Here is a 26,299-nt window from a genome sequence, read left to right as displayed (position 1 = left end):
AATTAATATTTTTGAATCAAATATGATTCGAAATGAGTGCTATAGATAAAATTTACAGTAATAAAGTTGGGATATCTTTTTTTTGGAAAAAACAACAGCCTAAAGGGAAACCAAAAATACAATTGGTATTTAGAGATATTGGGTTTTTGCTTACGCTCAATGAATTAAAAGATTTTTCAGATGCATGTAGTATTACAGAACAATCGCAATGTTGTAGTCAATGTGCGAGTCACCATAATTGTAGATCTCTTCTTCTAAGAACACCTTCTGATAAGATTGATTTGGCAGTTAGTAAAGAGGAACTGGAGCAAATTCAGGAATTGATAAATGGAACTATTTTTAGAATAGAATTACAACAATGGGTAACTACTACTGGGCTGAATTAATTATTTAAGAAAATCCAGGATTTTATAAGCTACTTCTTCTGCTTTAGTTTCCTGAATAAAGTGTTTTTCATCAATAAAATGAATGTCTGCTTCATCAACTTTAAGCGCATTGGTTACTTTGGTTTGTTGAGGCGTCCATTGAAGCATTGTATCATGAATTCCCCAAATCACTGCTACAGGAATATCGATGCTTTCAAAAACCAAGGAGTAATCAGGGAAATAGTTACAGGTTCTAGTAAAGAAATAATACATCCCATTGGTTTTTCCTTCTAGTAGTGGGGTTTTATATCCCTCTACATCGAGTTCATTTAGGTTGTTCTCTTTTAGACCTTCTTTAAAAAGTGATTTAAGTAACGTATTCGTAGTAACACCATTGCGATAAGACCACATTGCTGCTTTGGCAGCTGGACCGGGACTAAACCGTATCGGAGGATAAAAACCTTCTTCGTATAATAGTGTATTGAGAACAATAAGTTCTTCGATTCTATTAGGTGCTTGGTTAAATAGTTCCCATGTCCATACACCTCCAACATCATGCATAACATGAGACCAGTATTCTATTCCTAAACCATCCATAAGATCTAGTAATCTTTTTGCGTGTTCTTTTTCGCTATAAATCTTATATCCTTCTGGGGAATCACTTGAACCATACCCTAGCATATCTGGAACAATTACTCTATACCCACCAGCTACAAGAGGATCAATCATTTTACGATATAGCCAACCCGAAGTTGGTACTCCATGAAGTAGCACAATTACAGGGCCATTTCCTCTATCAATATACTTTATGATACCATTTTTAGTTGGAAAAGATCGCTGTTCAGCTCTGAACTCCGAATATGTCATTTGACCTTTTCTAATTTTGGTGTTTTGATAAGGTTTACACCCAAAAGCAATGATAACAATAAGAAGTAATAGAGAAAGTTTTTTCATCCAGACTGATAATTTGTGAAGTAGCAATTTACTTAAAATGATTTTTTTAAACCATTACATTTAACAAATTTATTGTAGGTTTTAAGGATTTTATAAGAATCGAGAATTGTTTTAATGGATCGATTAATCGATATGTTCTATCACTACATTTTTTCCATTAAAAAGAAAACGAGCTCCTACTGTTTTTCCTAGCAGCATTTTACCTATTGGTGTATTGATGCCAATGGCAAAATATGCTACTTTATCAATAATAATTTCGCCAACGGAAATACTTAAGAAATAATTTCCAGTACTAGTTGTTACCAGACTTCCCAAATGAGCAACACTAGAGTTGGAGGAGATATCAACTTTGGATAAAATTTCGTTTAATTTTTTGGCTTCAGATAATTGTACTCCGGTTTTTTCTCTTTCTAGCTGAAGCATAGCTCTTCCGGTTTCGTGCTTATCACCAGCAGTACTTTTTGTTTCTGAGGTTAATGATTCCTGAATGCTATTCATTCGATGATGAATACGATTAAGTCGTTCTTCTACAAACTGCTGACAATGATCGTATAATATCTCTTTAATACTTTTCAAAAAAATAGAATTTAGGAAATTCAAGATAGAATAACCTTTGGTATTGAACAAATATTATTACTTCATCAAACCAGAAAAAGGGGGTTTTTAAATCTTTGGTAAAAAGATATCTACTGTTCCTTCCAAAATTCCTGTTTGGTTATATGAAAAATCTATAATTCTACAATGCTCAGCGATCATAGCCGTTTCATCAATTAAAATTCTAGGATCATCTTTAAAGTAAATTTGAGTTTGTAAGGTGCGATAGTCTTTTGCCGAGATTTTATAATGAAAGTGTCTCGCTCTATAACCATGTACTCCAGGACGAATCGTTTTTACCGAATAGATTCCATTTTTATTAGTTCTTAGAGAACCTGATAATGTTCTTGGAGAAGCGAAATGAAAATTATTTTCATTTTGAAAAGCATTGGTATCAGTACTATGCCAAATTTCAATTTTCGCGTTCGGCACTACTTCGTTGTTTTTAGAATATATTCTTCCTGAAATTACCAAAGGAATTCCAGGAAGACTAGTTGGATTAAGATCGATTACCTTAGAAGATTTTGAATAATTCGATAATCGATTTTTATAATTATTATTTAAATAAAAAGGAATGATCAAGTTATTTTTTTCAAATACAGAAGTATGTCTGTGGGTGTTTTCCATAGTACTAGGGCTTTAACTGGTTTTATTTTCTAATATATCTATCCTTACAGGACAAAGTAATCCTATGCTTTTCCACTTTTTCCTGTATTACTTATCAACTAGTAAGCTTTTATTAAGTTTTAGCTTTTTCATTCCTTGATCTAACGATGTGATTTAGGTAATATTCACATAATGTTATAATTACAAGGTTTTGGAAATTTCAAGTTCAAAATCCACATCAACATTTGCAGTCGAAGATTTGCTATCGTCAAAAGAAATTCCTTCTCCTTCTGCAGATGCTGTAATCTCAACACTTCCATTGATAGTTCCTGTGGTTTTTAGAAATAAATTATATCCACTGGTTACATTGAGCGACTTTTCCCAAGTGCCTACAGTTAGGGTTTCAGATTTTAAATCCCCAGAAGCATCTCTATATTGGATTACAGGTGAGTTATTAAGAGCCCCGCTTACAACAGCTTTTAATGTTACGGTAACAGGTATAGCTTCAGGAGTAGTATCGTCATCATTACTACAAGAAGTCAGTACTGCTAAAGAAATTAAGATTAGTGCAAGTTTTTTCATTTTTTAATTTGTTTTAATTGTTAATTTATGTGGTTTTAAAGTTTTACTACTCTAAAACAGAAGACTTGCGATTTACCCTACCTGATTTGAATTATTTTTTAAATTTTTTATTCGGAGATCGAAAAGGGACCAAAATTGCGCATCTGTAGAAGAATCCACTTTTTTCTATGTTGTATGTATGAGGAAGGAGGATACGCAAGGTATTTTCTTGGGTTTGGAAGAATTGCTGCTATGGCAGCTGCTTCATCGGTATTTAGATTTTGAGAAGTTTTGTTAAACCAAAATTCGGCTGCTGCTTCAGCACCATAAATGTGATCACCCATTTCGATACTATTCAGATAGATTTCCAGAATACGTTCTTTGCTCCAAAGGAGTTCTATTAAAAATGTAAAATAACTTTCTAATCCTTTACGAATCCAGCTACGTTGTGGCCATAGAAATACATTTTTTGCTGTTTGTTGCGAGATGGTGCTTGCTCCTCTGAGTTTTTTACCGTTTTTATGATCGTCAATTGCTTTTTGTATGGCTTCGGTATCAAATCCACTATGTTCTAAAAAATGTTGATCCTCACTACAGACAACGGCAAGTTTAAGGTTCTTAGAAATCTTGGAAATAGGAACCCATTGATGTCTAGTTGTAACTTCTTCTGTAGATTGTAACTTTCGGATGATCATTAAAGGAGTTGCAGGAACGTTTATCCACTTATACGCAAGTACCCATAATACACTAATAAGCATGAAAGCTAAGATGCTTTTATATATAAAACGAAATACTTTTTTAAACATTATAATATAGGTTCTTATAAAAGATCAGCTAATTCTTTACCAACCAAACTGCCGATAGCTACTCCCATGCCGCCTAATCTTACGCCACAAAAGATGTTATTGGATATAGCTTTTACAATAGACTTTTTTTGATTTCCAACTCCCATAATTCCACTCCAACGATGATCGATTTCAAAATTAGTATTGGGTAAAATAGTCTCCTGTAAAATTTGTTCTAATGTTTGTTGTACCAATTCCGTTTGTCCGAATACAAAAGTTTCTTCAGTTTTAAAATCTAGATTTCTACCTCCTCCAAACAATATTCTATCATTGATATTTCTAAAATAATAATATCCTTTATCTAGATGAAAGGTTCCTTTGATATGTAAATTTTTGATTGGTTTGGTAATGAGGACTTGTGCACGAGCTGGTTGTACTTCTTCAATTCCTAATTGAGATGCAAAACCATTGGTCGCAATCAATACTTTATTAGTAGTAAACGAAAATTGTTCTGTTTTTATTTCAACACGGGTATTTAGATCTTCTATAGCATTTACGGTGCAATTATTTAATATTAGAATTCCAGATTTTCGGGCTTTATGTAATAATGCTTGCATCATATTTCCTGTATCAATTTGCCCTTCAAATTGATTTACGATGTAAGCAGGTTGTATTTTTTCGAAATCAAAAATGTTTGTTTCGGTTGTGAAAACATTGCTTTTAAAAATGGGTTTCAAGAGATGGTTGATATCATCAATTTTTGAAAGACAGGTTTCAAATAAGTCGTGATCCTCATTTGTAAAAAGTTCGTATCCTCCATTGGGTTGATAGTCGATTACAGTATCTCCTAGATTTTCTCGTAATAATTGGAGTCCGTTATATCTTTTTTGAATTAACTCTAAAACTTCTTCTTCAGAATGGGAATGCAAATCGTCAAGAATTTCAGACAGACTTCCAAAACAAGCAAATCCAGCATTTTTAGTACTTGCTCCATTAGGTAACATTCCCTTTTCGAGTATAAGAACTTTAGCTTTCGGAAATTTTTTGTTAAGCTCAATCGCACAATTAAGCCCTACAATTCCACTACCGATAATGGTAAAATCTACATTAGACAACCAAGTCTTATATTCCCAATAGCTAAAGCTCATATTTTTATATAAAAAAAGCCTCATTTCTGAGGCCCTAAGTTAGTTAGTTATCTGTTGGTTCTTTCATTTCAAAATCCTCCATAAACTTGGTAGTATAATTTCCAGCTACATAATCTGGATGATCCATTAACTGTCTATGGAATGGAACCGTAGTTTTTATTCCTTCTACTACAAATTCATCAAGAGCTCTTTTCATTTTATTGATCGCTTCTTCACGAGTTTGAGCGGTGGTAATTAACTTCGCAATCATAGAATCATAATTCGGTGGAATGATATAACCACTGTATACATGTGTATCTATACGTACTCCATGACCACCAGGAAGGTGTAAGTTTGTAATCTTTCCAGGTGATGGGCGGAAGTCTTTATAAGGGTCTTCTGCATTAATTCTACATTCTATAGAGTGTAATTGCGGGTAATAATTCTTACCAGAAATTGGCACTCCTGCAGCTACTAATATTTGTTCTCTAATAAGATCGTAATCCACTACTTGCTCTGTAATAGGATGCTCTACCTGGATACGAGTATTCATTTCCATAAAGTAGAAATTACGATGCTTGTCTACTAAGAACTCAACAGTTCCTGCTCCTTCATATTTGATATATTCTGCTGCTTTGATTGCTGCCAGACCCATTTCATCTCTCAATTCATCAGTCATGAATGGAGAAGGTGTTTCTTCGGTTAGTTTTTGGTGCCTTCTTTGTACAGAGCAGTCTCTTTCTGATAAGTGACAAGCTCTACCATTGCTATCACCAACTACCTGAATTTCGATATGTCTCGGCTCTTCAATAAGCTTTTCCATATACATATCATCATTACCAAAGGCAGCTTTACTTTCTTGTCTAGCAGATTCCCAAGCAGGTAATAAATCTTCTTCTTTCCATACAGCACGCATTCCTTTACCACCACCACCAGCACTAGCTTTTAGCATAACTGGGTATCCGGTTTCTTTGGCAACTTTTAGGCAAGTATCAAAATCAGGAATTACACCTTCACTTCCAGGAACACATGGCACACCAGCTTCAATCATCGTTGATTTTGCAGTGGCTTTATCTCCCATTTTCTCAATCATTTCTGCACTAGCTCCGATAAATTTAATATCGTGCTCTTCGCAAATTTTTGAGAATTTAGCATTTTCTGATAAAAATCCATATCCCGGATGTATCGCATCTGCATTTGTTATTTCTGCAGCAGCGATGATATTGGACATTTTAAGATACGATTCTGTACTTGGAGCAGGTCCTATACATACAGCTTCATCGGCAAAGCGAACGTGTAAACTATCTGCATCTGCAGTAGAATAGACCGCTACAGTCTTAATACCCATTTCTTTACAGGTTCTGATTACACGCATTGCAATCTCACCTCTATTGGCAATTAGAATTTTTTTAAACATAACGTTCTAAATTTAAAAACCTCAAATTCCTAATCCCAGCTTCGATAAATGAATCTAGAGATTTGTTTTATTGGAATTTTAAAATTGGGTTATGATGGGTCTACTAAGAATAAAGGCTGATCAAATTCTACAGGAGAATTGTCATCCACTAATACTTTTACAACTTTACCAGAAACTTCACTTTCAATCTCATTGAAAAGCTTCATTGCTTCGATAATACAAAGTACATCTCCTTCTTTTACACTGTCACCAACTTCAACAAAGGTAGGTTTGTCTGGTGATGGCTTTCTATAAAAAGTTCCAATGATTGGTGACTTTATTGTAACGTATTTAGAATCGTCATCTTCTTTGCTACTTGCAGCAGGAGTTTCTGTTACTGCTGGAGCAGTAGCTTGTACTTGAGTAACTGGTTGAGCAGCAGGGACTGCACTACCCATTGGTATCTGTTGTACAATTGTTGTTTCTTTACTGTCGTCTGAAGTTGTTCTGATCGTAATCTTCACATCTTCCATTTCTAATTTTACTTCGCTAGCCCCAGATTTGGCCACGAATTTGATTAAATTCTGAATTTCTTTTAAATCCATAATGTTGGGTATTGTGTGTTTTAGTTGTTTAGGAATTATAGGCCCATTTTAAGAAAATGGAACCCCAAGTAAATCCTCCTCCGAAAGAGGCAAATACTATATTATCTCCTTTTTTGAGTTGTTTTTCGTAATCGCTTAATAATAATGGTAAAGTTGCTGAGGTAGTATTACCATATCTATGTATATTCATCAGAACTTTACTCTCATCTAGATTCATTCGATTGGCAGTAGCATCAATAATACGCTTATTGGCTTGGTGCGCAACTAACCAGTCTACGTCATCACCAGTAATGTTGTTACGTTCCATAATCTTGGTACTTGCATCAGCCATATTGGACACTGCATATTTAAATACAGATTTCCCATCTTGTTGAACGAAATGTTGTCTTTTTGCAACTGTTTCTTCTGAAGGAGGTAAAATAGAACCACCTGCTTCAATCTTTAAAAACTGACGTCCCACACCATCGGTTCGTAAGTACTCATCTTGTAAGCCTAAACCTTCGTCATTTGGCTCAAAAAGTGCTGCACCACCACCATCTCCAAAAATGATACAAGTAGTACGATCTGTATAATCAATGATAGAAGACATCTTATCAGCTCCTATTAATAACACTTTTTTATACCTTCCAGATTCTATATAACTAGCTGCAGTCGACATTCCATATAAAAAACTAGAACATGCAGCTTGTAAGTCATATGAAAAAGCATTGATTGCTCCTATTTCTGTAGCAACATATGCTGCGGTTGCAGCTACGGGAAGATCTGGAGTAGCAGTCGCAAAAATTACCATGTCAATCTCTTTGGGATCGAGATTTTTTTTAGCAATTAAATCTTCTGCTGCTTTGATACCTAAGAAAGAACTTCCTTTACCTTCTTCCTTTAGTATTCTGCGTTCTTTAATACCAGTACGAGTGGTGATCCATTCATCGTTTGTTTCGACCATGGTTGCTAACATCTCATTAGATAACACATGATCCGGCACATAAGCGCCTACAGCTGTTATAGCGGCTGTGGTTTTACTCATATCTTTATTTTAGTCATCTGCTGTTTTATAATGATAAAACTTCAGATAGAATTTGCTAATTTCCTTTAGGCATGCTTGCTTTAAAAAAATTAGCATCAATAAATTGATTAGATCATTTTCTTACTTCTCACACAACACGTGCAAAAAAGTGGTTGAAAATACTAAATTACTTGCAAATATGGCGCAAAATAACTGGATTTTGACAGATTTTCAACTAAAAACAAAAAAACTCTCACTTTTGTGAGAGTTCTTCTATAATTTTAACAGTATGCTTATGCTACTTCTTCTTCAGTATTGTCAATAATTACCTGACCACGGTAATATAATTTACCTTCGAACCAATGAGCTCTGTGATATAAATGTGCTTCTCCTGTTGTAGGATCTGTAGCTATTTGTGGTACAGTAGCTTTATAATGTGTTCTTCTCTTATCTCTTCTAGTTTTGGAGATTTTTCTCTTAGGATGTGCCATTGCTTAGCTATTATTTATCGTTTAATAAGTTTTTTAATTTATCCCAACGAGGATCAATCTCCTCGTTATCATTCTCTAATGTTTTTTCTTTTGGACTTAATTCTTCCAGTTTATCAAGTATGTCCGATTTTAACGTTCCATCTTCGACACCAGGGTGCACTCTTTTCGAAGGTACCCCAAGTACAATAAGCTCATATATATATTGCTGCACATTGATTTCATATTCTCCATGCGGGATAATGAGAATTTCTTCGTTCTCATTATTATACTCTTCACCAAACTTAACTACCAGAAAAAACTCGTTTTCCATTGGTAGATCAAAAGGTTCATTAGTAACATCACAATTTACATTTACTGTACCTTTAGCAGTAAACCGAAGTTCTAACATCGTTGTTTTCTTGTTAAACTCCAGATCTACTTTTATAGCAGATGTATTAAATTCATCATACTCAAAATGTTCGAAGAACGTATCGCCAATCTCATACTCAAAACTATGTAATCCTAGCTTCAATCCAACAAAAGGAATAGTATACTCTTTTAGTGGTTTCATTTCATCATCAGTTTCAAGTCTTTACCAATTTGGTAAAAGGCGGGTGCAAAGATAACAAAAAATCGTTATGATTGCATTTTTGTAAATAAAATTATATCAGAAAGTTAGAATTTGCTTCGTTAGGTTTTAGTATTTGAACAAATAAATATCGTTTTTTTCAATTTAGTTATCTCCACTACTTTACCAAACTATGAATTCTTAATTCCCTTTAAACTGAGGTTTTCTTGGTTGTTTTTTTAATGGGTTTTTAGTCAGTTCTTTATATTCTTCTCTGTGTTTATAAATCTTTAAAGCAGCGAATACTGCTTCTTTAAAGGATCCATTATCTGCCTTGTTTTTTCCTGCTATTTCAAATGCAGTTCCATGATCTGGCGAGGTTCGTACTTTGTTTAATCCAGCGGTATAATTTACACCTTTTCCAAAAGATAACGTCTTAAAAGGAATTAGTCCTTGATCATGATAAGAGGCTACAATGGCATCAAATGATTTATAACTATTAGATCCAAAAAAGCTATCAGCAGCATAAGGTCCATAAACAAGTTTGCCAGATTCGTTGATTTTTTTAATCGTTGGTTTTAGTACTTCGTCATCCTCTTTTCCTATGACACCATTATCTCCGCTATGTGGGTTGATACCTAACACTGCAATTTTAGGTTTACTAATTCCAAAATCTTGTTGCAAAGCGTTATGAATAGTGTCTACTTTTTGTTCAATAAGTTCCGGAGTAATTGTATTAGCAATGTCTTTAACGGCTACATGGTCTGTGAGTAATCCAACTTTTAAAGTATCAGTAATCATGAACATAAGACTATTTCCCTGAAGCTCTTGGTCTAAATAATCGGTATGTCCGGGAAAATTAAAATCTTCGGATTGGATGCTATGTTTGTTAATGGGTGCAGTTACAAGTACATCGATCTCGTCATTTTTTAGAGCTTGCGTTGATGCTTTCAATGATTTTATGGCGTAAGCACCAACCTTTTCGTCTTCTTTACCGAAATTTATATCAACTCCTTCTTTCCATACATTAAGCACATTGATTTTTCCATCTAAAATTTGAGAAGTTTTGTCAATACCATGGAGGTTTGTATTGATTTTATATTGCTTTTTAAGAAAAGAAAGAATTTTAACCGAAGCAAAAATTACGGGAGTGCAAAAGTCTAACATTCGATTATCCTCGAAAGTTTTTAGAATAACCTCGCTTCCAATACCGTTTAAATCGCCAATAGAAATTCCTAATCTTATTTTTTGTTCTTTCTTCATTATATAAACTACTTTATAAGTATTTTTGAAGTGTCAAAAGGACTTCAAATTTTAGGACACAAATTTAATTAAATAATTCGCATTTATGTTTACAGGAATCATCGAAGAATTAGGAACGGTTGCTAATCTTAAAACTGATCAGGAAAATTTAGATATTACTATTCGTGCGAATTTTACATCTGAGTTAAAAATTGACCAAAGTGTTGCTCATAATGGGGTTTGTCTTACAGTTGTGTCTATAGAGAACGATCAGTATACGGTTACAGCGATTAAAGAAACTTTGGATAAAACGAATTTAAATGATCTTAAAGTTGGAAGTATTGTGAACCTAGAAAGAGGTATGAAACTAGGAGCACGGTTGGATGGTCACATTGTTCAAGGACATGTGGATCAGATTGCAAGGTGTACACAAATTAAGGAAGCGGACGGGAGTTGGTATTTCACTTTTGAATACGATCCTGCTCTTAGTAATATTACCATAGAAAAAGGTTCTGTTACCGTAAATGGTGTGAGTTTAACGGTTGTAAACTCTCAAAAAAATGCGTTTAGCGTAGCGATTATACCTTTTACATATGAACATACTAATTTCAATACCTTTAAAGTGGGTACTGTCGTAAACTTAGAATTTGATGTTATCGGTAAATATGTAAAAAGAATAACAGAGCTATCATAGATTTCTACAAATCTTCGCTAGCTTGCTAGAATAGTATCAATTTTTTCTACTTCACTAAAACGAAATAAAGAGAAAGAATTTTCATCTATTTTTAAAATTACTCCTCCCAAATCTTTGGAATTTGCGCAAGATTCGAAATCTAATACTTTTCCAAAATGCTGGCTTTTAGTATCAATTACTTTATACTGCATAATCACAAGTTTTCATTTGTATTCCCTAAATCATTATGATTGTTCTTTCCCCAAAAAACATACCATAACGCAGTGATCTTTGGATGTAAATTTAGAGTAGACATTCGAATTGAAAAAATTATTTTATCAGGTTTTATTAACAATAATCGTTCAATGAGTTGATTTTCAGTATAAATATGCTCAAAATGATGCAACAATAGTTAGGGTTTGGTTAATTTTTTAAATCCAAGCCTTCTTTGTTTTATCTTGGTATTAAAGTTGTGGGATAAAATACGATCTATAAGAATTTGAATGTTACTGTAGATTGAAAAACGAAAGGCTAACATTGAATCTTCAATGTGATTTTACTTAAAAAACTGCTTTATTAATCTTGGAAATATGAATACGCGCAAATTATTTTTTATTGTTTTTGGGTTTCTTCCTATACTGGTATTTTCGCAATATAATATTAGGATAGAGGCTTATGTAATTGATCAGCAAACAAATCAACCAATTCCGTATGTAAATATTGGATTTGTAGATAGTGGAATAGGAACGGTGAGTAGAGAAGATGGTTGGTTTCAGTTATTATATGACGAAGCCAGAATTCCTAAAACAGCAACCATACAGATTTCCAGTATTGGATACAAAACATTGAGTTTCTCGGCAAATAGATTTTATAATTTATTAACTAAAGACAATAAAATTTATTTAAAACCAGATGTACAAGCTCTTGAGGAAGCAGTAGTGGTCGCTGATAAAAGTATCAAAGATTCTTTAGGGTATTACTCATACAACTCCAATTTAATGGCTTACTGGAAGGACAAACAAGCACTTGGTGGAGAAATAGGTTCGTTTATCAAACTTGGGAAAAAGAGAAGTACAAAAATCCATAAATTAAAATTCAATATCTTAGAGAATACTGCTGATAGTTTATTGGTGCGGGTAAATGTTTATGATGAAAAAAGAGGGAAACCAAACAACAATTTACTTCGCAATAATATTTATCATACAATTTCTAAGAAAAATGGAGAAGAAATCATCGATTTGTCAGCTTACAACATCAGAGTAGATGATGATTTCGTAATGTCATTAGAGCTTATAAAAGTATATGGTGATGATATTCAATTTGCAATAACAGCCAGTGAATATGGTAAAGCGTATTTACGATACGTAAGTCAAGATGCGTGGAAAAAATTGTATAAGAAAGGAATCGCGTTTAAGGTAGAAACCTCTTATTTAGAATCACAAAAAGAAACAAAAGAAAGACAGAAACCACAGCATATTACGATGTATTGGGATGCTTCGTTATCTATGAGGAATAGAGATTTAGAAGCCGAAAAGAAAATCTTGGAAAAATATTTAGCTAATTTAGAAGAGGTAAGAGTAGACTTAATTCCGTTTACAAATCGTCTTCATGGTAAACAGACTTTTGATATTAGAAAGGGTAAGAGCAAAGACTTAATTAGGGCTATTGGAAATATCACGTATAATGGGGCTAGTAATTTTTCGGAATTATTTCCTGAAAATTTAGATACAGATCAATATCTGGTTTTTACTGATGGATTGGCAACTTATGGAGAACATCAAACTAAATATGAAGTTCCCATTTTTTATATCAATAGTAAAGATAAAGGGAATCATATAGCACTTCAGGAAGCAAGTCAATATAGTGAAGGTTATTATTTACATCTTCCTAAAATGAGCACGACTCAGGTTCTTACGTACCTATTAAAAGACAGTATTGATGTTTCTGTCTATAACAAACAAAGCACAGAAGATTTTGTTTCTGGAGAGGTGTTTTCTGATCAAAGTCCTGTTCAGGGTTGTACCGTTAGAGTAAGAGGTTCTCTAATAGAAGCTGAAACCGATGCTGATGGAAAGTTTTTAATTGATGCTAAGAGTGGAGATGTTTTGGTTTTTGAACATTTTGGTATGGTTAAAAAAGACATAACACTTTCTGAAGCGAAAGATGTAAAAGTAGATTTAGTCTCTAAATATGATAGATTGGATGAAGTAAACTTACAATCTAAGAAGTCAAGTGGTGGAGAAGAAATTGTAAATAGAGGAGACCAAAAAGTAAATAAAAGGAGATTAGGAAGTGCTAATTATGTTTTAGAACAAGAAGATTTTCCGAAGTCGGCGATTTTTTTATCTGATATTATTAGAGGTAGATTTCCAGGTGTTCAGGTGATTGGAGATGGAGACCGAGTGGTATATCGAATACGTGGTAGAAGATCTATTAATTTAGAAATTCCGCCATTATTTGTGGTAGATGGGGTTCAGTATACAAGACCTCCAGAGTTTTTACAACCTTTTATTATTAAAAGTATCTCTGTGATTAGTGGTATATCCGGTACAGTAAGGTATGGTGCTCTGGGAGCTGGAGGTGTTTTTATCGTAGAAACCAAACTAAATTCTCCTGATTTTGGTCCTGATAATGAAGCAAATTCTTTATTAGTAAAAGGAAATGATTACGATGAATCGGTGCTTTTGTTGGATGAGAATAAGAATAAGCCGGCATATCTGAACGATTTATGGAATAGTGCTACGTACAACGAAGCGCTAGATTCTTATTATGAATTAAGAGATACTTATTTCACGGATATTTCATTTTATCTTCAGGCGGCAGAATACTTCACTATGTGGGATGAAGACTTTTCTAAAGAAGTGTTGTCTAATATAGCTGAGATAGGTGGCCATAATTATAAAGCAATGCGTGCATTAGCGTTTAAGTTAGAAGAAACAAAACAGATAGATAAAGCGCTGTTAGTATATGAAAAATTGCGTGAACTAAAGCCCAATTCTGCGCAATCATATTTAGATCTGGCAAGGATTTATACAGAAAATGCAAAGTATGTAGAGGCTTTTGATCTATATAAAGAGATGTTGGCGAATAAGAATGATAATGTAAAGTTTGATGGTGTTTGGAAGCAATTAACTTCGCAGCTGCAGAGTTTTATGAATAATCATAGAGCTCAAGTATCTTACACCGATATTCCTGAAGCGTATCTGAGAGTTAAAAGTTCTCCAGCTCGAATTGTTTTTGATTGGAATGATCCTAATGCGGCTTTCGAACTTCAGTTTGTAAATCCTGAAAACAAATATTTTAAATGGTCTCATTATTATGAAAACCAACCAGAAGAATTATTAAAGGAACTGGAACAAGGAATTACCTCTAAAGAGTTTGTGCTAGATAAAAAATTTCAAGGAGAGTGGATAGTAAATATTAAATATTTAGGAGAAGTCACGTCATCTTTAAATCCTGTGGTAATGAAGTATACAATATATCATAATTATGGGCTACCAGATGAACGCAAAGAAGTGAAGTTTATCAAATTATATGATCAAAAAGAGAAAGTTAGTTTGGATAAGTTTGAAATTTAATCAAAGTATACATTAACATTTAGAATAATTTTAAAAAGCCCTGGCATACGTTAGGGCTTTTTTAGTTGGATTTTTATTGTTTAGTAAATACGTTTATTTTTATTACTAAGGACCTGTAAGTATTATTATGATGGTATTTACAAGAAAAGGGTTGTCAAAAAAATGACAACCCCCTAGTTTGTGCTAATTTTTAGAAGGCACGGATTATATTCCCGGGAATATAATATCGACTTGCCATATTGGTTAAATTGTATTTTGTTTAACTAATTAGGTCATTCTCCTGGTAAAACACCTATTAAAGATAAACAAAACTGACTAAAAAAGCACTTTAAAATGTTGTTTTAAGAACATATTAAATTCTACTAATACTTGTTGTCAAGAAAATGATATTTGCAAGGCTAATAATCTATCGTAAAACTTACTTTAAGAAGGTAATATTTTCCCTATTTATAATACTTCCCTATACCAATCATTTATTATAAAACACAAATCGCAAAACCATGCAAAAACTCACTGGTTATTCAGTAATAATAATGGTTATATTTATACAAACTATATTTGCCCAACAACAAACCGAAACTTATATCAATGTATCGATAGGATTGGCATTAGGACGGAATAATAATTTTGATGTGGGTTTATCTTATTACTTCTATCCTTTTTTTAGAACAGTTTAATGGTGCTTTTACGTTGAGCGTTTCATTTCCGTTAAATAAATAATTACTCATTACGTAAGTCTAAATATAAAAACTAAAAAAGCCCTAGTTTTCACTAAGGCTTTTGGGTGGTCCCACTTGGGCTCGAACCAAGGACCCCCTGATTATGAGTCAGGTGCTCTAACCAGCTGAGCTATGGGACCTAAAACGGAGGGCAAATTTAAGTAATTGATATAAACACGCCAAACATTTTTTGTAATTTAATTAATCTCTTGACAAAGCTCTACCAAAACACCATTTGTTGTTTTAGGATGTATAAAGGCAACTAGCTTGTTGTCAGCACCTTTTTTAGGGGTTTTATTGATCAATTGAAATCCTTCTTTTTCGAGTCTTTCTAATTCTTTTTCAATATCATCTACATCAAAAGCAATATGATGAATGCCTTCGCCTTTTTTGGTAATAAATTTTCCAATAGGGCCATCTTCACTGGTGCTTGCCAAAAGCTCGATCTTGTTTTCGCCAACTTTAAAGAAAGAAGTAATCACCGCTTCACTTTCTACTGTTTCTTCTTTATATGGAGCAACTCCTAGTAATTGTTCGTAAAGTGTATTGGCTTTATCAATATCTTTTACAGCAATACCGATATGTTCAATTTTGTTGATATGATTCACAAGTGTAAATTTTATTAATTATTAGATAATGAGGATAAAAGTACAAAATAGCTATGCGAAAAGGATTTTCTATTAAAAGAAAATCAACACATCACATAAATAGCTATTTTTGTACCATGGAAACAAACAGACAGAAAAAAATAGGAGGCGTATTGCAACGTGATGTGGCAGATGTAATACAGCTTGCTTTGCGTGAAGCTGGAGTACAAGGGATTTTGGTTTCTGTTACTAAGGTAAGTGTTACTACAGATCTATCCATTGCTAAAGTATATATGAGTGTATTCCCTCATAATGAAGGAGAAAAAGTATTACAAGAAGTAAATGCGGTAAAATCTCAAATTAAACATCAGGTGGCGCAGCGTACAAAAAATCAATTACGTCGTATGCCCGAGTTATCCTATTTTATTGATGATTCATTGGAGTATATAGATAATATCGAGAAAGCAATTAAGGGAGAAGACAATCCTTTAGAGAATCCTGATTTATTGCCAAAACGCAAGAAAAAGTAATTATTTAAGTTAATTTAAATAAAATCGGTCATAACAACATATTCTATTATCTTTATTAAAAAATAGTTGATTAAGATTTTGTACTAAAAATTTGAAGTTTCCTTTTTACATAGCAAAACGTTATTTGTTTTCTCCTGGTAGTAGTAATGCAATTAATATTATTACTGGGATTGCAGCAGCGGGTGTGGTTATAGGAGCTATGTCGTTGTTTCTGGTATTGTGCGGCTTTGCTGGGCTTAAGGATTTTAGCTTGCAATTTTCTTCTTATTTTGATCCAGATTTGAAGTTGTTTCCTTCTAATGGAAAGACATTTACATTTACAGAAGATCACAAAAAGAAATTATCTGATCTAGAAGGTGTTCTAAGTTTTTCGGAAGTTATAGAAGAGCGTGTTCTCTTAGAATTTAAAGACAAACAAAAAACAGGTTTTATAAAAGGTGTAGATGCTAATTATAAAGAAGTCATTGCGACAGATAGTATTATGGCATACGGCGAATGGTTAAGTGGAAACGATGCTCAAGTAGTTTCAGGCTATGGAATAGGAAAAGAGCTAGGAATGGGAGTGGAGCAGATTTATACAAACTTTCTAAACATATATGTTCCTAAACCGGGAAAAGGTATTCCGAAAGATCCTTCTAAAGCGTTTAGAAAAAAAGCTGTAGTAAATACTGGAATTTATACGGTAAATGAAGACCTCGATAAGAAGTATGTTTTTGCTACTATTGGTCTAACAAGAGAGTTGCTAAACTTGCCAAAAGATCGAGTGACTAATATAGAATTGAAATTATCTCCGGAAGCTGATGAAGATACCGTTCGGGAACAAATGATTGCACTTTTTGAAGATAAGGTTGTCGTAAAAAACCGGATTCAATTAAACGACACTTTATACAGAATGCTAAATACGGAGAATTTAGCGTCTTATTTAGTAATCACCTTAATAGCAATCATAGCTTTATTTAATGTAGCAGGAGCGATTATTATGATGATCATCGATAAGAAGATGAATATACAAACCTTATATAATTTAGGAGCAACTTTACCTAAAATCCGACAAGTATTTCTGTTTCAAGGTTCTTTAATGACAATTTTAGGAGCATTATTGGGTCTGCTTTTAGGCTTTATCATTATTATTTGTCAACAGCAGTTTGGGTTATTGATGATTACTCCTTCTCTTCCGTATCCTACTAAAATTACAGTTATGAGCTTTATTATAGTCTTTCTTACCATTACTGTAATAGGTATAGTAGCATCGTTATTAGCTTCTAGTAGAATCAACCAACGTTTAGTGAGTTTCTAATAAGAATTTCATTTACGCAAACTGGAATCCTGCAAATTTTTCCTGTACTTCATCAAAAGCAGCAAATACATCTTTGGAATCATCGCTGGTTACCATTTTAGTGCGATATTCTTTGAAATGTGGAATGCCTTTAAAGTAATTGGTGTAATGTCTTCTTGTTTCAAAAACTCCAAGTTTTTCACCTTTCCAATCGATCGACATTTGCAAGTGTCTGCGTGCTGCAATTACACGTTCTTCTATAGTCGGAGGTGGCAGATGTTCTCCTGTTTTGAAGTAATGTTTTACTTCTTTGAAGAACCATGGATATCCGATACTGGCACGACCAATCATTGCGCCATCCAGTCCATATTGATCACGCATTTCTACTGCTCTTTCAGGGCTATCTACATCTCCATTTCCGAAAACAGGAATATGCATTCTAGGATTGTTCTTTACTTCGGCGATAGGTTTCCAATCTGCATTTCCTTTATACATCTGCGCTCTTGTACGTCCGTGAATGGAAATGGCCTTACAGCCTACGTCTTGCAAGCGTTCGGCTACTTCGACAATTTTTATCGAGTTATGATCCCAACCTAATCTCGTTTTTACGGTTACAGGCAGTTTGGTATGCTCAACCATGGCCTTGGTTAGAGAAACCATTAGATCGATATCTTTTAAGATACCAGCGCCAGCTCCTTTGCTTACCACTTTTTTTACAGGACATCCAAAGTTAATATCTATGATATCTGGTCCTGATGCTTCTACAATCTCAACGGATTTAAGCATAGAATCTAAGTTGGCTCCAAAAATTTGAATACCAACCGGACGTTCTTTTTCATATATATCCAACTTCATTACACTCTTTGCTGCATCTCGAATTAATCCTTCACTAGATATAAATTCGGTATATACAACATCTGCTCCTTGTTCTTTACATAACGCTCTAAATGGTGGATCACTCACGTCCTCCATCGGTGCTAATAGTAAAGGAAATTCTCCTACATCAATGTCCCCTATCTTTGCCAAAACCTTTGTTTGATAAATATTAAACGTAATTCTTTGCAAAAGTACGAATTCTAACGAATCTTCATTGTAAGATTGAATCTGAGGTTAGAATCATTTAAAAATCAAGTATTGATGACATAAACCTTCTAAAATCGATTATATTTGCAAACTCAATGATTTATTCACATTATGGAGTTTAATTTTCTGTAAATTGAACGGATATTGTACTTATAAAGCATTGAATGTATTCGGGCAGGGATAGAAGTGACATCCTTTTTTGTTTTGAAGAGAAATAAGTGATGGGAAACAAAAAAGATATAACGGATAGCCCGTTTTAGCCCGCCAAAAAAAAGAATGATGAAGAACATAAGAAATTTTTGCATTATTGCGCATATTGATCATGGTAAGAGTACGCTTGCTGATCGATTGTTGGATTATACAGGTTCTGTTACCGCTAGAGAAGCTCAGAATCAGTTGTTGGACAATATGGATTTGGAACGTGAGCGTGGAATTACGATTAAGAGTCATGCAATTCAGATGGAGTATACCTACAAAGGTGAACAGTATATTCTAAACCTCATTGATACTCCTGGACACGTAGATTTTTCTTATGAAGTTTCTAGGTCTATCGCGGCCTGCGAAGGTGCTTTGCTTATTGTAGATGCTGCGCAAAGTATACAAGCACAAACGATATCCAATTTGTACCTTGCACTGGATAATGATTTAGAAATTATTCCTGTTTTAAATAAAATTGATTTACCAAGTGCAAATCCAGAAGAAGTTACTGATGATATTGTAGATCTATTGGGTTGTGATCCTGAGGAGGTGATACCTGCCAGTGCTAAAACTGGAATTGGAATCGAAGAAATTCTAGAAGCCATTATCGAGCGTGTTCCAGCACCAGAAGGAAATCCAAATGAACCATTACAAGCATTGATTTTCGATTCTGTATATAATCCTTTTAGAGGAGTAGAAACATACTTTAGAGTAGTTAATGGTGAAATTAAGAAAGGGCAACAGATTAAGTTTGTAGCTACTAATAAAAACTATTTTGCGGACGAAATAGGAACTTTGAAATTAAATCAAGTTCCAAAACAAATTATTAAAACAGGAGATGTTGGATATCTGATCACAGGTATTAAAGATGCTCGTGAAGTGAAGGTAGGAGATACGGTTACGGATGCTAAAACTCCTACTCAGAATGCGATTGAAGGTTTTGAGGATGTAAAACCAATGGTATTTGCGGGTATTTATCCAGTAGACACAGAGGACTATGAAGAACTTCGTGCGTCTATGGAAAAATTACAGTTAAATGATGCTTCTTTGGTGTTTACACCAGAAAGTTCTGCTGCATTAGGTTTTGGATTTAGATGTGGATTCTTGGGAATGTTACATATGGAGATTATTCAGGAACGTTTGGAGAGAGAGTTTAATATGACTGTAATTACTACAGTACCTAACGTATCTTACCACGCGTTTACCAATAAAGAACCTGATGAGGTTATTATTGTAAATAATCCTTCGGATCTTCCTGATCCTTCAAAAATGAATAGGGTGGAAGAACCTTATATCAAAGCATCGATTATCACCAAAGCTGATTTTGTAGGACCTGTGATGTCTTTATGTATAGAAAAACGAGGTGAAATCACAAATCAAACCTATTTAACCACAGAGAGAGTAGAGCTTACTTTTGACATGCCACTTGCCGAGATTGTATTTGATTTTTATGATCGATTAAAAACAGTGTCTAAAGGATATGCTTCTTTTGATTATGCGCCTATTGGAATGCGAGCTTCTAAACTAGTAAAAGTAGATGTGTTATTAAATGCGAATACGGTTGATGCTTTATCTGCTTTATTACATCAGGATAATGCATATGATATTGGTAAAAAGATGTGCGAGAAATTAAAAGAATTAATACCGAGACAGCAATTTGATATACCAATTCAGGCTGCTATAGGTGCTAAAATTATTGCTAGAGAAACGGTAAAAGCCCTTCGTAAAGATGTAACAGCAAAATGTTATGGAGGTGATATTTCTCGTAAGCGTAAGTTATTAGAAAAGCAGAAAAAAGGTAAGAAGCGTATGAGAGCTGTAGGTAACGTGGAAATACCGCAAGAAGCGTTCATGGCAGTTTTAAAACTGAACGATTAAATCAGGAAAAGTAAGAAAAAGACTTCTTTTTAAGAATAAAAAATATCGACAAAACGCATTTTTTTAAGCCAAAATGCGTTTTTTTGTTTTCTTTTTATATCTTTGTCGACGAATATGGATTACTAATATGTCTCTATATTCATTAAAACTTAATTAATATAACCCCTATTATTATGCAGAAGTTTTTAGCAAAACAACCGATATACGTCTACTTCTTTATTATATCTATTGTATTAGCTTGCATATCCTAAGATCGATTATACCAGATAATCTTATCAAAATCTATTTTGTAGTGTAGTTTATTTTTTAGCTTCTATCATTTTAGAGAGCATATATTCTACGCCGTTCTCATCGTTACTTTTAGTCATGTAATTCGCCACTTCCTTTACATTTGGATGAGCATTTTGCATAGCGAAACTATATTTGGCTCTAGACATCATTTCTAAGTCGTTATTGTAATCTCCAAAAACCATAGTTTCATCTGTAGAGATGTCTAAGCTTTTTTGAACATTCTTTAATGCGTGTCCCTTATTCGCGTCGTTATGGGATAAGTCCAGCCATACTTTACCAGATACTTTTACTTTTAATCTGTTTTCTAGATGTTTTAAAGCAGGATATAAATATTGTTCAGAACCTTTTTCATTACAAATGGCAATTTTTAAGTATTGATCATCAATAACTTCAGACAGATCTTTTACAATCTCATATTTGCCGTAAAATTCATTGAGCATATTTTCAAAAGGTTTTCCATAATCTTCGATATAAGCTTTTTTACGACCACATAATATTACCTGTGATCCTTCTAGTTTTTGGGTGATTTCTAATAGTTCTAAATAGGTGTCTCTATCAATTTCGGTTGTTTGTAATTCCTGATCTCTATGCATTGTCAAAGCACCATTTTCTGCAATAACAATCATGTCATCTTTGATTGCGTTTAATTTATGCAGAATACTATAATATTGTCTCCCGCTGGCAGCAACGAAGGTAACACCTAGTTCTTTTAATTCATCAAATAGATAAAAGAAAGATTGGCTTACTTCTCCTCTTGAGTTAAGAAGCGTACCATCCATATCTGTAGCTACTAATTTTATTTTAGATAAGTCCATACAAGATTTTTAAACTACGTAAAGGTATTAGAGTTTGCAATAAGGCGTTCGATTATTACTGTAAAATTTGTATTAAATTGCTTTTTTAATGATTAACCTATGAAATTCTTTCAAAAAGAAATTAGTCTGAAGCCTTATCCAAGAGGTTTTCATTTAATTACAGAAAAAGTGCTTTCGGAAATTCCTGAGATTCGTAAAATAGCTATTGGACAATTACAGGTTTTTATTAAACATACTTCTGCTAGTCTTACCATTAATGAAAATGCAGACCCAACAGTTCGACAGGATTTTGAAAGTCATATGAATAAAATGGTTCCAGAAAATGCACCCTACTATATACACACCTATGAGGGAGCAGATGATATGCCTGCACATATCAAAGCCTCGTTAATGGGAACTTCTGTACAGTTACCAATAACGGCAGGCAAACCAAATCTAGGAATATGGCAAGGAATCTACCTTTGCGAACACAGAGATTATGGTGGCTCCAGAAAATTAGTGCTTACCGCTTTTGGTTCTTAGAACCAATTTGCCCAAGGAATTCTTGATAGCATTAATATCCAGGCTATTGTGTAGAAAATAGCTAACATTTTAAGCTTTGGCGTAGAGGTTAGTTTCTTTTTATGTTTGGAATAACCAACCGTAATAAATACAACTGTTAAAATCATTACCGTAGGATGTTCTACATTATACAAACGAACCAAAGGGTCTTCCATAATATCTTTTACAGGAACATCTTTAAACCACATAATAGTAGGAGAAACAAAAAATATAACAATTCCTATTAATAACTGTATGTGTGTAACGATTAAAGCAAAAAGAGATATTCTAAAGTCTTTTGGTGCATATTCTCTTTTGGTAAAAAAACCAACTAAGGCATTAAAAGTTGCTAAGGTTACAACAAGAACGACTAGATAAGCCCAATAGGAGTGAACGATTTGTATTGCTTCGTACATAATGATATGTTTAGTTTATCCAAAGGTAAACATTATGTATAAAAAAACCTCGCTCAATTCGAGCGAGGTTTTTATTATGGTATTTAAAAATTAGTTAAAGATATATCTTAAACCAACTTGCATTTGCCATCTTGATGATTGTAATCCACTATCATCTAATTGTTCAATTCCATCTTCGAAAGAAGCAGGGTTGAAACTAAACTCAGGATTTGGTCCTGCTTGCTCAGTTTCGATCAATCCAATATTACTTGGAATGAATTTTCTTTGACCCCAATCTTTGTTAAGAAGATTTGTAAAATTGAAAATATCAAGAGAAAGCTGAAGCGTGTTCTTATGATCTCCAGTATTGATGTAAAAATCCTGTAAGAATTTTAAATCCACTGTGTGACTCCAAGGACCTCTATCTCCATTTCTTTCTGCATACTGTCCTCTTCTGCTTCTTAAGTAATCGTTTCCTTCGATAAAAGCATCTAAAGCATCCCACTGTTGCTGAGAGCTAAGTCCGTTTTCTCCATCAACTAATACAATTTCGCTTTGGTTTGCAGGAATATAAATTAACGCGTTGTCTCTAGAATCATCATTAAGAAGATCCGCTCCCTCTCTATATACGAAAGAGTGAGGAGCTCCTTGATTACCTTCGTAGAAAAGAGCAATAGTAGATTTCATAAATCCTAAATACTCTTTTTCATAGCTTACATTAGCAGTAAAACGAGATCCCTGAGAGAAATCAGATCTTCCTAAAGGTATATCTGAATTTTTACCGTTTACTGTTTGTATATTTCTCCATTGAGAACTATTCTGAGAAGAGGTTCCGTCAAAAATTGATTCAGCTTCTCCATAAGAATAAGAAACACTTCCTTGGAAACCGTTAGAAAATGGCTTTCTTAAGGTAACAGAAGCGTTATATGAAAAACCTTCACCTGTATTAGTTCCTAATGTAATTCTTCCGTAAGTGTTGTCAATAAGATCACCAAAGCTATCACTATAGAAAGGTCTGTTGTCAGCACCGTTTAAGAAACCTTCTGCTTCTGCAATGTTTAAGTTTTCATAATAGATATTAGTAATTACATCAGTATATAAGAAATCTGCACTTGCAATTAATCCCCAGAAAGGAAGTTTTTGGTCAATTGCAATGTTGTACTTCATGAACTGAGGTAATCGAAGATCTGGTGTAAAGATATCAATATTACCAGCTAAACCACCAGTTCCAGGCTCAACAGCTACTGGTTGTTGATTAATATCAGGATTAAAAGTAATTGTAGAGGGATCTAAATTAAATCCAGCTGTAAAACCACCAGTAATACCATTATTGTTATAAGATCCTCCAGGCCATACTAATGGAATTCTTGAGGTAAACATTCCTAAACCACCACGTACTTGAGTAGACCTATTGTTTTTAACATCCCAGTTAAAACCAATTCTTGGAGATAGATGTGCTTTAGGATTAATCGCTTTACCAACTCTAGCACCTTGAAGATCTTTTCCTGCAGCTTCTAAGATTGGAATTGTTCTATTATTAAAGTCATCATTAACAGGTCCATCTTCGAAAATAGGAACATCTACTCTTAAACCAGCTGTGAATTTAAAGTTTTCAGCAATACTCACTTCATCTTGTATATATACACTTGGTTGGTATAATTTAAATTCTGAAGCTCCATCAGATTCATCACCTACAGCAGTACCACCTACTAGAGAGTAACCTCTTTGGTATTCATCAATAATTCCAGCATAGAAATCATTAACACTATTGAAAGTGTAATCTCCATAGTTAAATGCAAAAAATAGGTTCTTGATTTTAGAAAATTCATGTTGCGTACCAATCGTTATAGTGTGTTTACCACTATAGATTTCAAAATTGTCTGCAATATTTAAAATATCTTGATCTAATAAGTTAGCAGTAGAAAAAGGTTCTGCACCAAAAGTAATTGTACCGTTACCATCTCTAATATCTACAGAAGGAAATGGATCACCAGATGGATCTCTATCATCTCTTACTGTTTTATAACCTACTAAAAGGCTATTTGATGCCCAGCTACCAAAAGAAGAGTTAAGCTCTAAAGTCGTTTCGTTCTTTACACTTTCAAACAGCTCTGAACCATTGATAAAACCAATTCTAGTATTGCTACTATTTCTTGCTTCTAGATTATCCGCGCTAACATAATTATGTTTTACACTTAATTGGTTATTTTCATTAATATTCCAATCTAATCTTACAGTAAATTTGTTACTTTCTAATGTTCTTGTATTGTTGTCAAAGCCACCTGGATTAAATCCGTAAGTAGTTTGTAAGAAGTTCGAAAGATCTTGAATTTCAGTTAAATTAGAATCTCCTTGGTAATTACTAAAATTAAATGGTTGAGGAGTTTCAGTTTCTTCTCTTTCGTAATTTACAAAGTAAAATAATTTGTCTTTTACAATTGGACCACCAACTCTAACCCCATAGATATTAGATGAAAAATCTGCTAGTTTTTCTCTAGACTCTCCATCACCTACAAGACTAGGAGGAGTTTTTCCAGCTAGATCTTGATTTCGGAAATATGTGTAAGCCGATCCTTCAATCTTGTTTGTCCCTGATCTGGTAATAGCGTTAATTGCACCTCCCGCAAAACCAGATTGTCTTACATCAAAAGGAGCAATGTTAATCTGGAACGTTTCGATTGCATCGATAGAGAAAGGATTTACTCCTGTTTGTCCACCATCAGTACCAGAACCAGCTAAACCAAATACATCATTACTTACACCACCATCGATGTATAATGCATTATATCTGTTGTTTTGTCCAGCTAAAGAAACTGAGAATCCGTCATCTCCTTCAGAAATCTGTGCCTGTGGTGTAATTCTTACGAAATCTGCAACGGATCTTGAAACCGATGGTAAAGAGTTAATCTGTCTTTCTGTTACTGTAGTTTCGGTTCCCGTTTTTCCAGAATCAAATACACCGTTATTGGTAGCGGTAATTACAACTTCTTCAAGAGCATTAGCTTCTTCTTTCATTTGAGTGTTAATGCTTTTAGAATCTCCTAACTGAAGGTATACATCGTCTTTAACGAAACCTAGAAATCCTACATAAGAGATTGTTACTCTATAAGGACCTCCGGTTCTCATGTTAGCAATCCTGTAATAACCGTCGAAATCAGTAATTGCTCCATACTTTGTCCCCGATGGTGTATGAATTGCAACTACATTGGCACCCGGCAGTGGTGCCCCAGTATTATCTGTCACTTTTCCATTCATGGAAGATTTTGTAACCCCTTGTGCAAAAGTTTCTGCAACTGTTGCCAAAAGAATTACAACAAATAAAAATGTAATCTTTTTCATTATAATGAATTAAGTTAATTGTTGGCGCAAAAGAACGAATCTTTGTGCAATCTAAGTTTATCTAAACGTTAAAATTTTTACATAAAGTTTTAACGGTTTTAAGGTAACTCAAATTTTTACA

General features: G+C 33.7%; 25 protein-coding genes and 1 tRNA gene. 7 read left to right on the top strand and 19 right to left on the bottom strand.

The window, feature by feature from the left end:
• Window positions 1-32: 32 nt before the first annotated feature.
• The gene (locus tag ACWNT5_RS05930) at window positions 33-386 is read left to right on the top strand and encodes a hypothetical protein (RefSeq protein ID WP_456516878.1); all 354 of its coding nucleotides are present in this window, start codon (window positions 33-35) and stop codon (window positions 384-386) included.
• Here ACWNT5_RS05930 and ACWNT5_RS05925 read toward each other — a convergent pair whose 3' ends face one another.
• The 12 genes from ACWNT5_RS05925 to pdxA form a co-directional block, all read right to left on the bottom strand.
• On the bottom strand, window positions 387-1,319 hold the full coding sequence (locus tag ACWNT5_RS05925; RefSeq protein ID WP_299604748.1) for an alpha/beta fold hydrolase: 933 nt from the start codon (window positions 1,317-1,319) through the stop codon (window positions 387-389). It abuts the gene before it with no gap.
• 123 nt (window positions 1,320-1,442) lie between these two features.
• Window positions 1,443-1,895, bottom strand: a complete 453-nt coding sequence (locus ACWNT5_RS05920; protein ID WP_299903108.1) for a 3-oxoacyl-ACP synthase — start codon at window positions 1,893-1,895, stop codon at window positions 1,443-1,445.
• 87 nt (window positions 1,896-1,982) lie between these two features.
• Window positions 1,983-2,540, bottom strand: a complete 558-nt coding sequence (locus ACWNT5_RS05915; protein WP_456516877.1) for a dioxygenase family protein — start codon at window positions 2,538-2,540, stop codon at window positions 1,983-1,985.
• A gap of 180 nt (window positions 2,541-2,720) precedes the next feature.
• The gene (locus tag ACWNT5_RS05910) at window positions 2,721-3,101 is read right to left on the bottom strand and encodes a hypothetical protein (protein WP_456516876.1); all 381 of its coding nucleotides are present in this window, start codon (window positions 3,099-3,101) and stop codon (window positions 2,721-2,723) included.
• A 107-nt stretch (window positions 3,102-3,208) separates the two neighbouring features.
• A complete protein-coding gene (gene mtgA, locus ACWNT5_RS05905; protein ID WP_456516875.1) occupies window positions 3,209-3,886 on the bottom strand; it encodes a monofunctional biosynthetic peptidoglycan transglycosylase in 678 nt (225 codons plus the stop codon).
• A gap of 14 nt (window positions 3,887-3,900) precedes the next feature.
• Window positions 3,901-5,013: an NAD(P)/FAD-dependent oxidoreductase gene (locus ACWNT5_RS05900; RefSeq protein ID WP_456516874.1), complete on the bottom strand. Its 1,113-nt coding sequence runs from the start codon at window positions 5,011-5,013 to the stop codon at window positions 3,901-3,903.
• A gap of 43 nt (window positions 5,014-5,056) precedes the next feature.
• Window positions 5,057-6,409, bottom strand: a complete 1,353-nt coding sequence (gene accC / locus ACWNT5_RS05895) for an acetyl-CoA carboxylase biotin carboxylase subunit (RefSeq protein ID WP_299903102.1) — start codon at window positions 6,407-6,409, stop codon at window positions 5,057-5,059.
• Between the two features lie 89 nt (window positions 6,410-6,498).
• Window positions 6,499-6,993: an acetyl-CoA carboxylase biotin carboxyl carrier protein gene (gene accB / locus ACWNT5_RS05890; RefSeq protein ID WP_299604765.1), complete on the bottom strand. Its 495-nt coding sequence runs from the start codon at window positions 6,991-6,993 to the stop codon at window positions 6,499-6,501.
• 28 nt (window positions 6,994-7,021) lie between these two features.
• A complete protein-coding gene (locus tag ACWNT5_RS05885; protein ID WP_456516873.1) occupies window positions 7,022-8,017 on the bottom strand; it encodes a beta-ketoacyl-ACP synthase III in 996 nt (331 codons plus the stop codon).
• 272 nt (window positions 8,018-8,289) lie between these two features.
• Complete coding sequence (rpmF, locus tag ACWNT5_RS05880; protein WP_027394691.1) at window positions 8,290-8,487, bottom strand: 50S ribosomal protein L32; 198 nt, start codon at window positions 8,485-8,487, stop codon at window positions 8,290-8,292.
• 10 nt (window positions 8,488-8,497) lie between these two features.
• Window positions 8,498-9,037, bottom strand: coding sequence for a YceD family protein (locus ACWNT5_RS05875; protein ID WP_299604772.1), 540 nt, complete (start codon window positions 9,035-9,037; stop codon window positions 8,498-8,500).
• Between the two features lie 198 nt (window positions 9,038-9,235).
• Window positions 9,236-10,297 (bottom strand): 4-hydroxythreonine-4-phosphate dehydrogenase PdxA, encoded by a 1,062-nt coding sequence (gene pdxA, locus ACWNT5_RS05870; RefSeq protein WP_299604774.1) that lies wholly within the window; start codon window positions 10,295-10,297, stop codon window positions 9,236-9,238.
• 85 nt (window positions 10,298-10,382) lie between these two features.
• On the opposite strand from pdxA, the gene ACWNT5_RS05865 reads away from it, so the two are divergent.
• Complete coding sequence (locus tag ACWNT5_RS05865; RefSeq protein WP_456516872.1) at window positions 10,383-10,970, top strand: riboflavin synthase; 588 nt, start codon at window positions 10,383-10,385, stop codon at window positions 10,968-10,970.
• Window positions 10,971-10,987: 17 nt separating this feature from the next.
• On the opposite strand, the gene ACWNT5_RS05860 is transcribed toward ACWNT5_RS05865, so the two are convergent.
• A complete protein-coding gene (locus ACWNT5_RS05860; RefSeq protein WP_299604778.1) occupies window positions 10,988-11,161 on the bottom strand; it encodes a hypothetical protein in 174 nt (57 codons plus the stop codon).
• A gap of 378 nt (window positions 11,162-11,539) precedes the next feature.
• Between ACWNT5_RS05860 and ACWNT5_RS05855 the strand changes: the two genes are divergently transcribed.
• A complete protein-coding gene (locus ACWNT5_RS05855) occupies window positions 11,540-14,527 on the top strand; it encodes a carboxypeptidase-like regulatory domain-containing protein (protein ID WP_299604780.1) in 2,988 nt (995 codons plus the stop codon).
• Between the two features lie 785 nt (window positions 14,528-15,312).
• On the opposite strand, the gene ACWNT5_RS05850 is transcribed toward ACWNT5_RS05855, so the two are convergent.
• A tRNA-Ile gene (locus tag ACWNT5_RS05850) sits at window positions 15,313-15,386 on the bottom strand.
• 57 nt (window positions 15,387-15,443) lie between these two features.
• Window positions 15,444-15,845: a methylmalonyl-CoA epimerase gene (mce, locus tag ACWNT5_RS05845; RefSeq protein ID WP_299606334.1), complete on the bottom strand. Its 402-nt coding sequence runs from the start codon at window positions 15,843-15,845 to the stop codon at window positions 15,444-15,446.
• 125 nt (window positions 15,846-15,970) lie between these two features.
• Between mce and rbfA the strand changes: the two genes are divergently transcribed.
• Entirely contained in the window at window positions 15,971-16,363 is a 393-nt protein-coding gene (gene rbfA / locus ACWNT5_RS05840) for a 30S ribosome-binding factor RbfA (RefSeq protein WP_299604782.1), read from the top strand.
• A gap of 91 nt (window positions 16,364-16,454) precedes the next feature.
• Window positions 16,455-17,660, top strand: a complete 1,206-nt coding sequence (locus ACWNT5_RS05835; protein ID WP_456516871.1) for an ABC transporter permease — start codon at window positions 16,455-16,457, stop codon at window positions 17,658-17,660.
• 12 nt (window positions 17,661-17,672) lie between these two features.
• Here ACWNT5_RS05835 and dusB read toward each other — a convergent pair whose 3' ends face one another.
• Window positions 17,673-18,665: a tRNA dihydrouridine synthase DusB gene (gene dusB / locus ACWNT5_RS05830; RefSeq protein ID WP_299604786.1), complete on the bottom strand. Its 993-nt coding sequence runs from the start codon at window positions 18,663-18,665 to the stop codon at window positions 17,673-17,675.
• A 336-nt stretch (window positions 18,666-19,001) separates the two neighbouring features.
• On the opposite strand from dusB, the gene lepA reads away from it, so the two are divergent.
• Window positions 19,002-20,798: a translation elongation factor 4 gene (lepA, locus tag ACWNT5_RS05825; protein ID WP_299604788.1), complete on the top strand. Its 1,797-nt coding sequence runs from the start codon at window positions 19,002-19,004 to the stop codon at window positions 20,796-20,798.
• Window positions 20,799-21,097: 299 nt separating this feature from the next.
• Here the strand turns inward: lepA and ACWNT5_RS05820 are convergent, their stop codons facing one another.
• Window positions 21,098-21,904, bottom strand: coding sequence for an HAD family hydrolase (locus tag ACWNT5_RS05820; protein WP_299604791.1), 807 nt, complete (start codon window positions 21,902-21,904; stop codon window positions 21,098-21,100).
• Window positions 21,905-22,003: 99 nt separating this feature from the next.
• Here ACWNT5_RS05820 and ACWNT5_RS05815 point away from each other — a divergent pair, with 99 nt between their 5' ends.
• On the top strand, window positions 22,004-22,426 hold the full coding sequence (locus ACWNT5_RS05815) for a secondary thiamine-phosphate synthase enzyme YjbQ (protein ID WP_299604794.1): 423 nt from the start codon (window positions 22,004-22,006) through the stop codon (window positions 22,424-22,426).
• Here the strand turns inward: ACWNT5_RS05815 and ACWNT5_RS05810 are convergent.
• Complete coding sequence (locus ACWNT5_RS05810; protein WP_299604796.1) at window positions 22,423-22,860, bottom strand: hypothetical protein; 438 nt, start codon at window positions 22,858-22,860, stop codon at window positions 22,423-22,425. The two genes, ACWNT5_RS05815 and ACWNT5_RS05810, sit on opposite strands and share 4 nt — an antisense overlap.
• A gap of 90 nt (window positions 22,861-22,950) precedes the next feature.
• A complete protein-coding gene (locus ACWNT5_RS05805; protein WP_299604798.1) occupies window positions 22,951-26,178 on the bottom strand; it encodes a TonB-dependent receptor in 3,228 nt (1,075 codons plus the stop codon).
• Window positions 26,179-26,299 lie beyond the last annotated feature (121 nt).

This window comes from Aquimarina sp. 433 (genome assembly GCF_054054605.1).
Note: the sequence above shows the minus strand (reverse complement) of the source record. Positions and strands in the feature narration are given on the sequence as shown.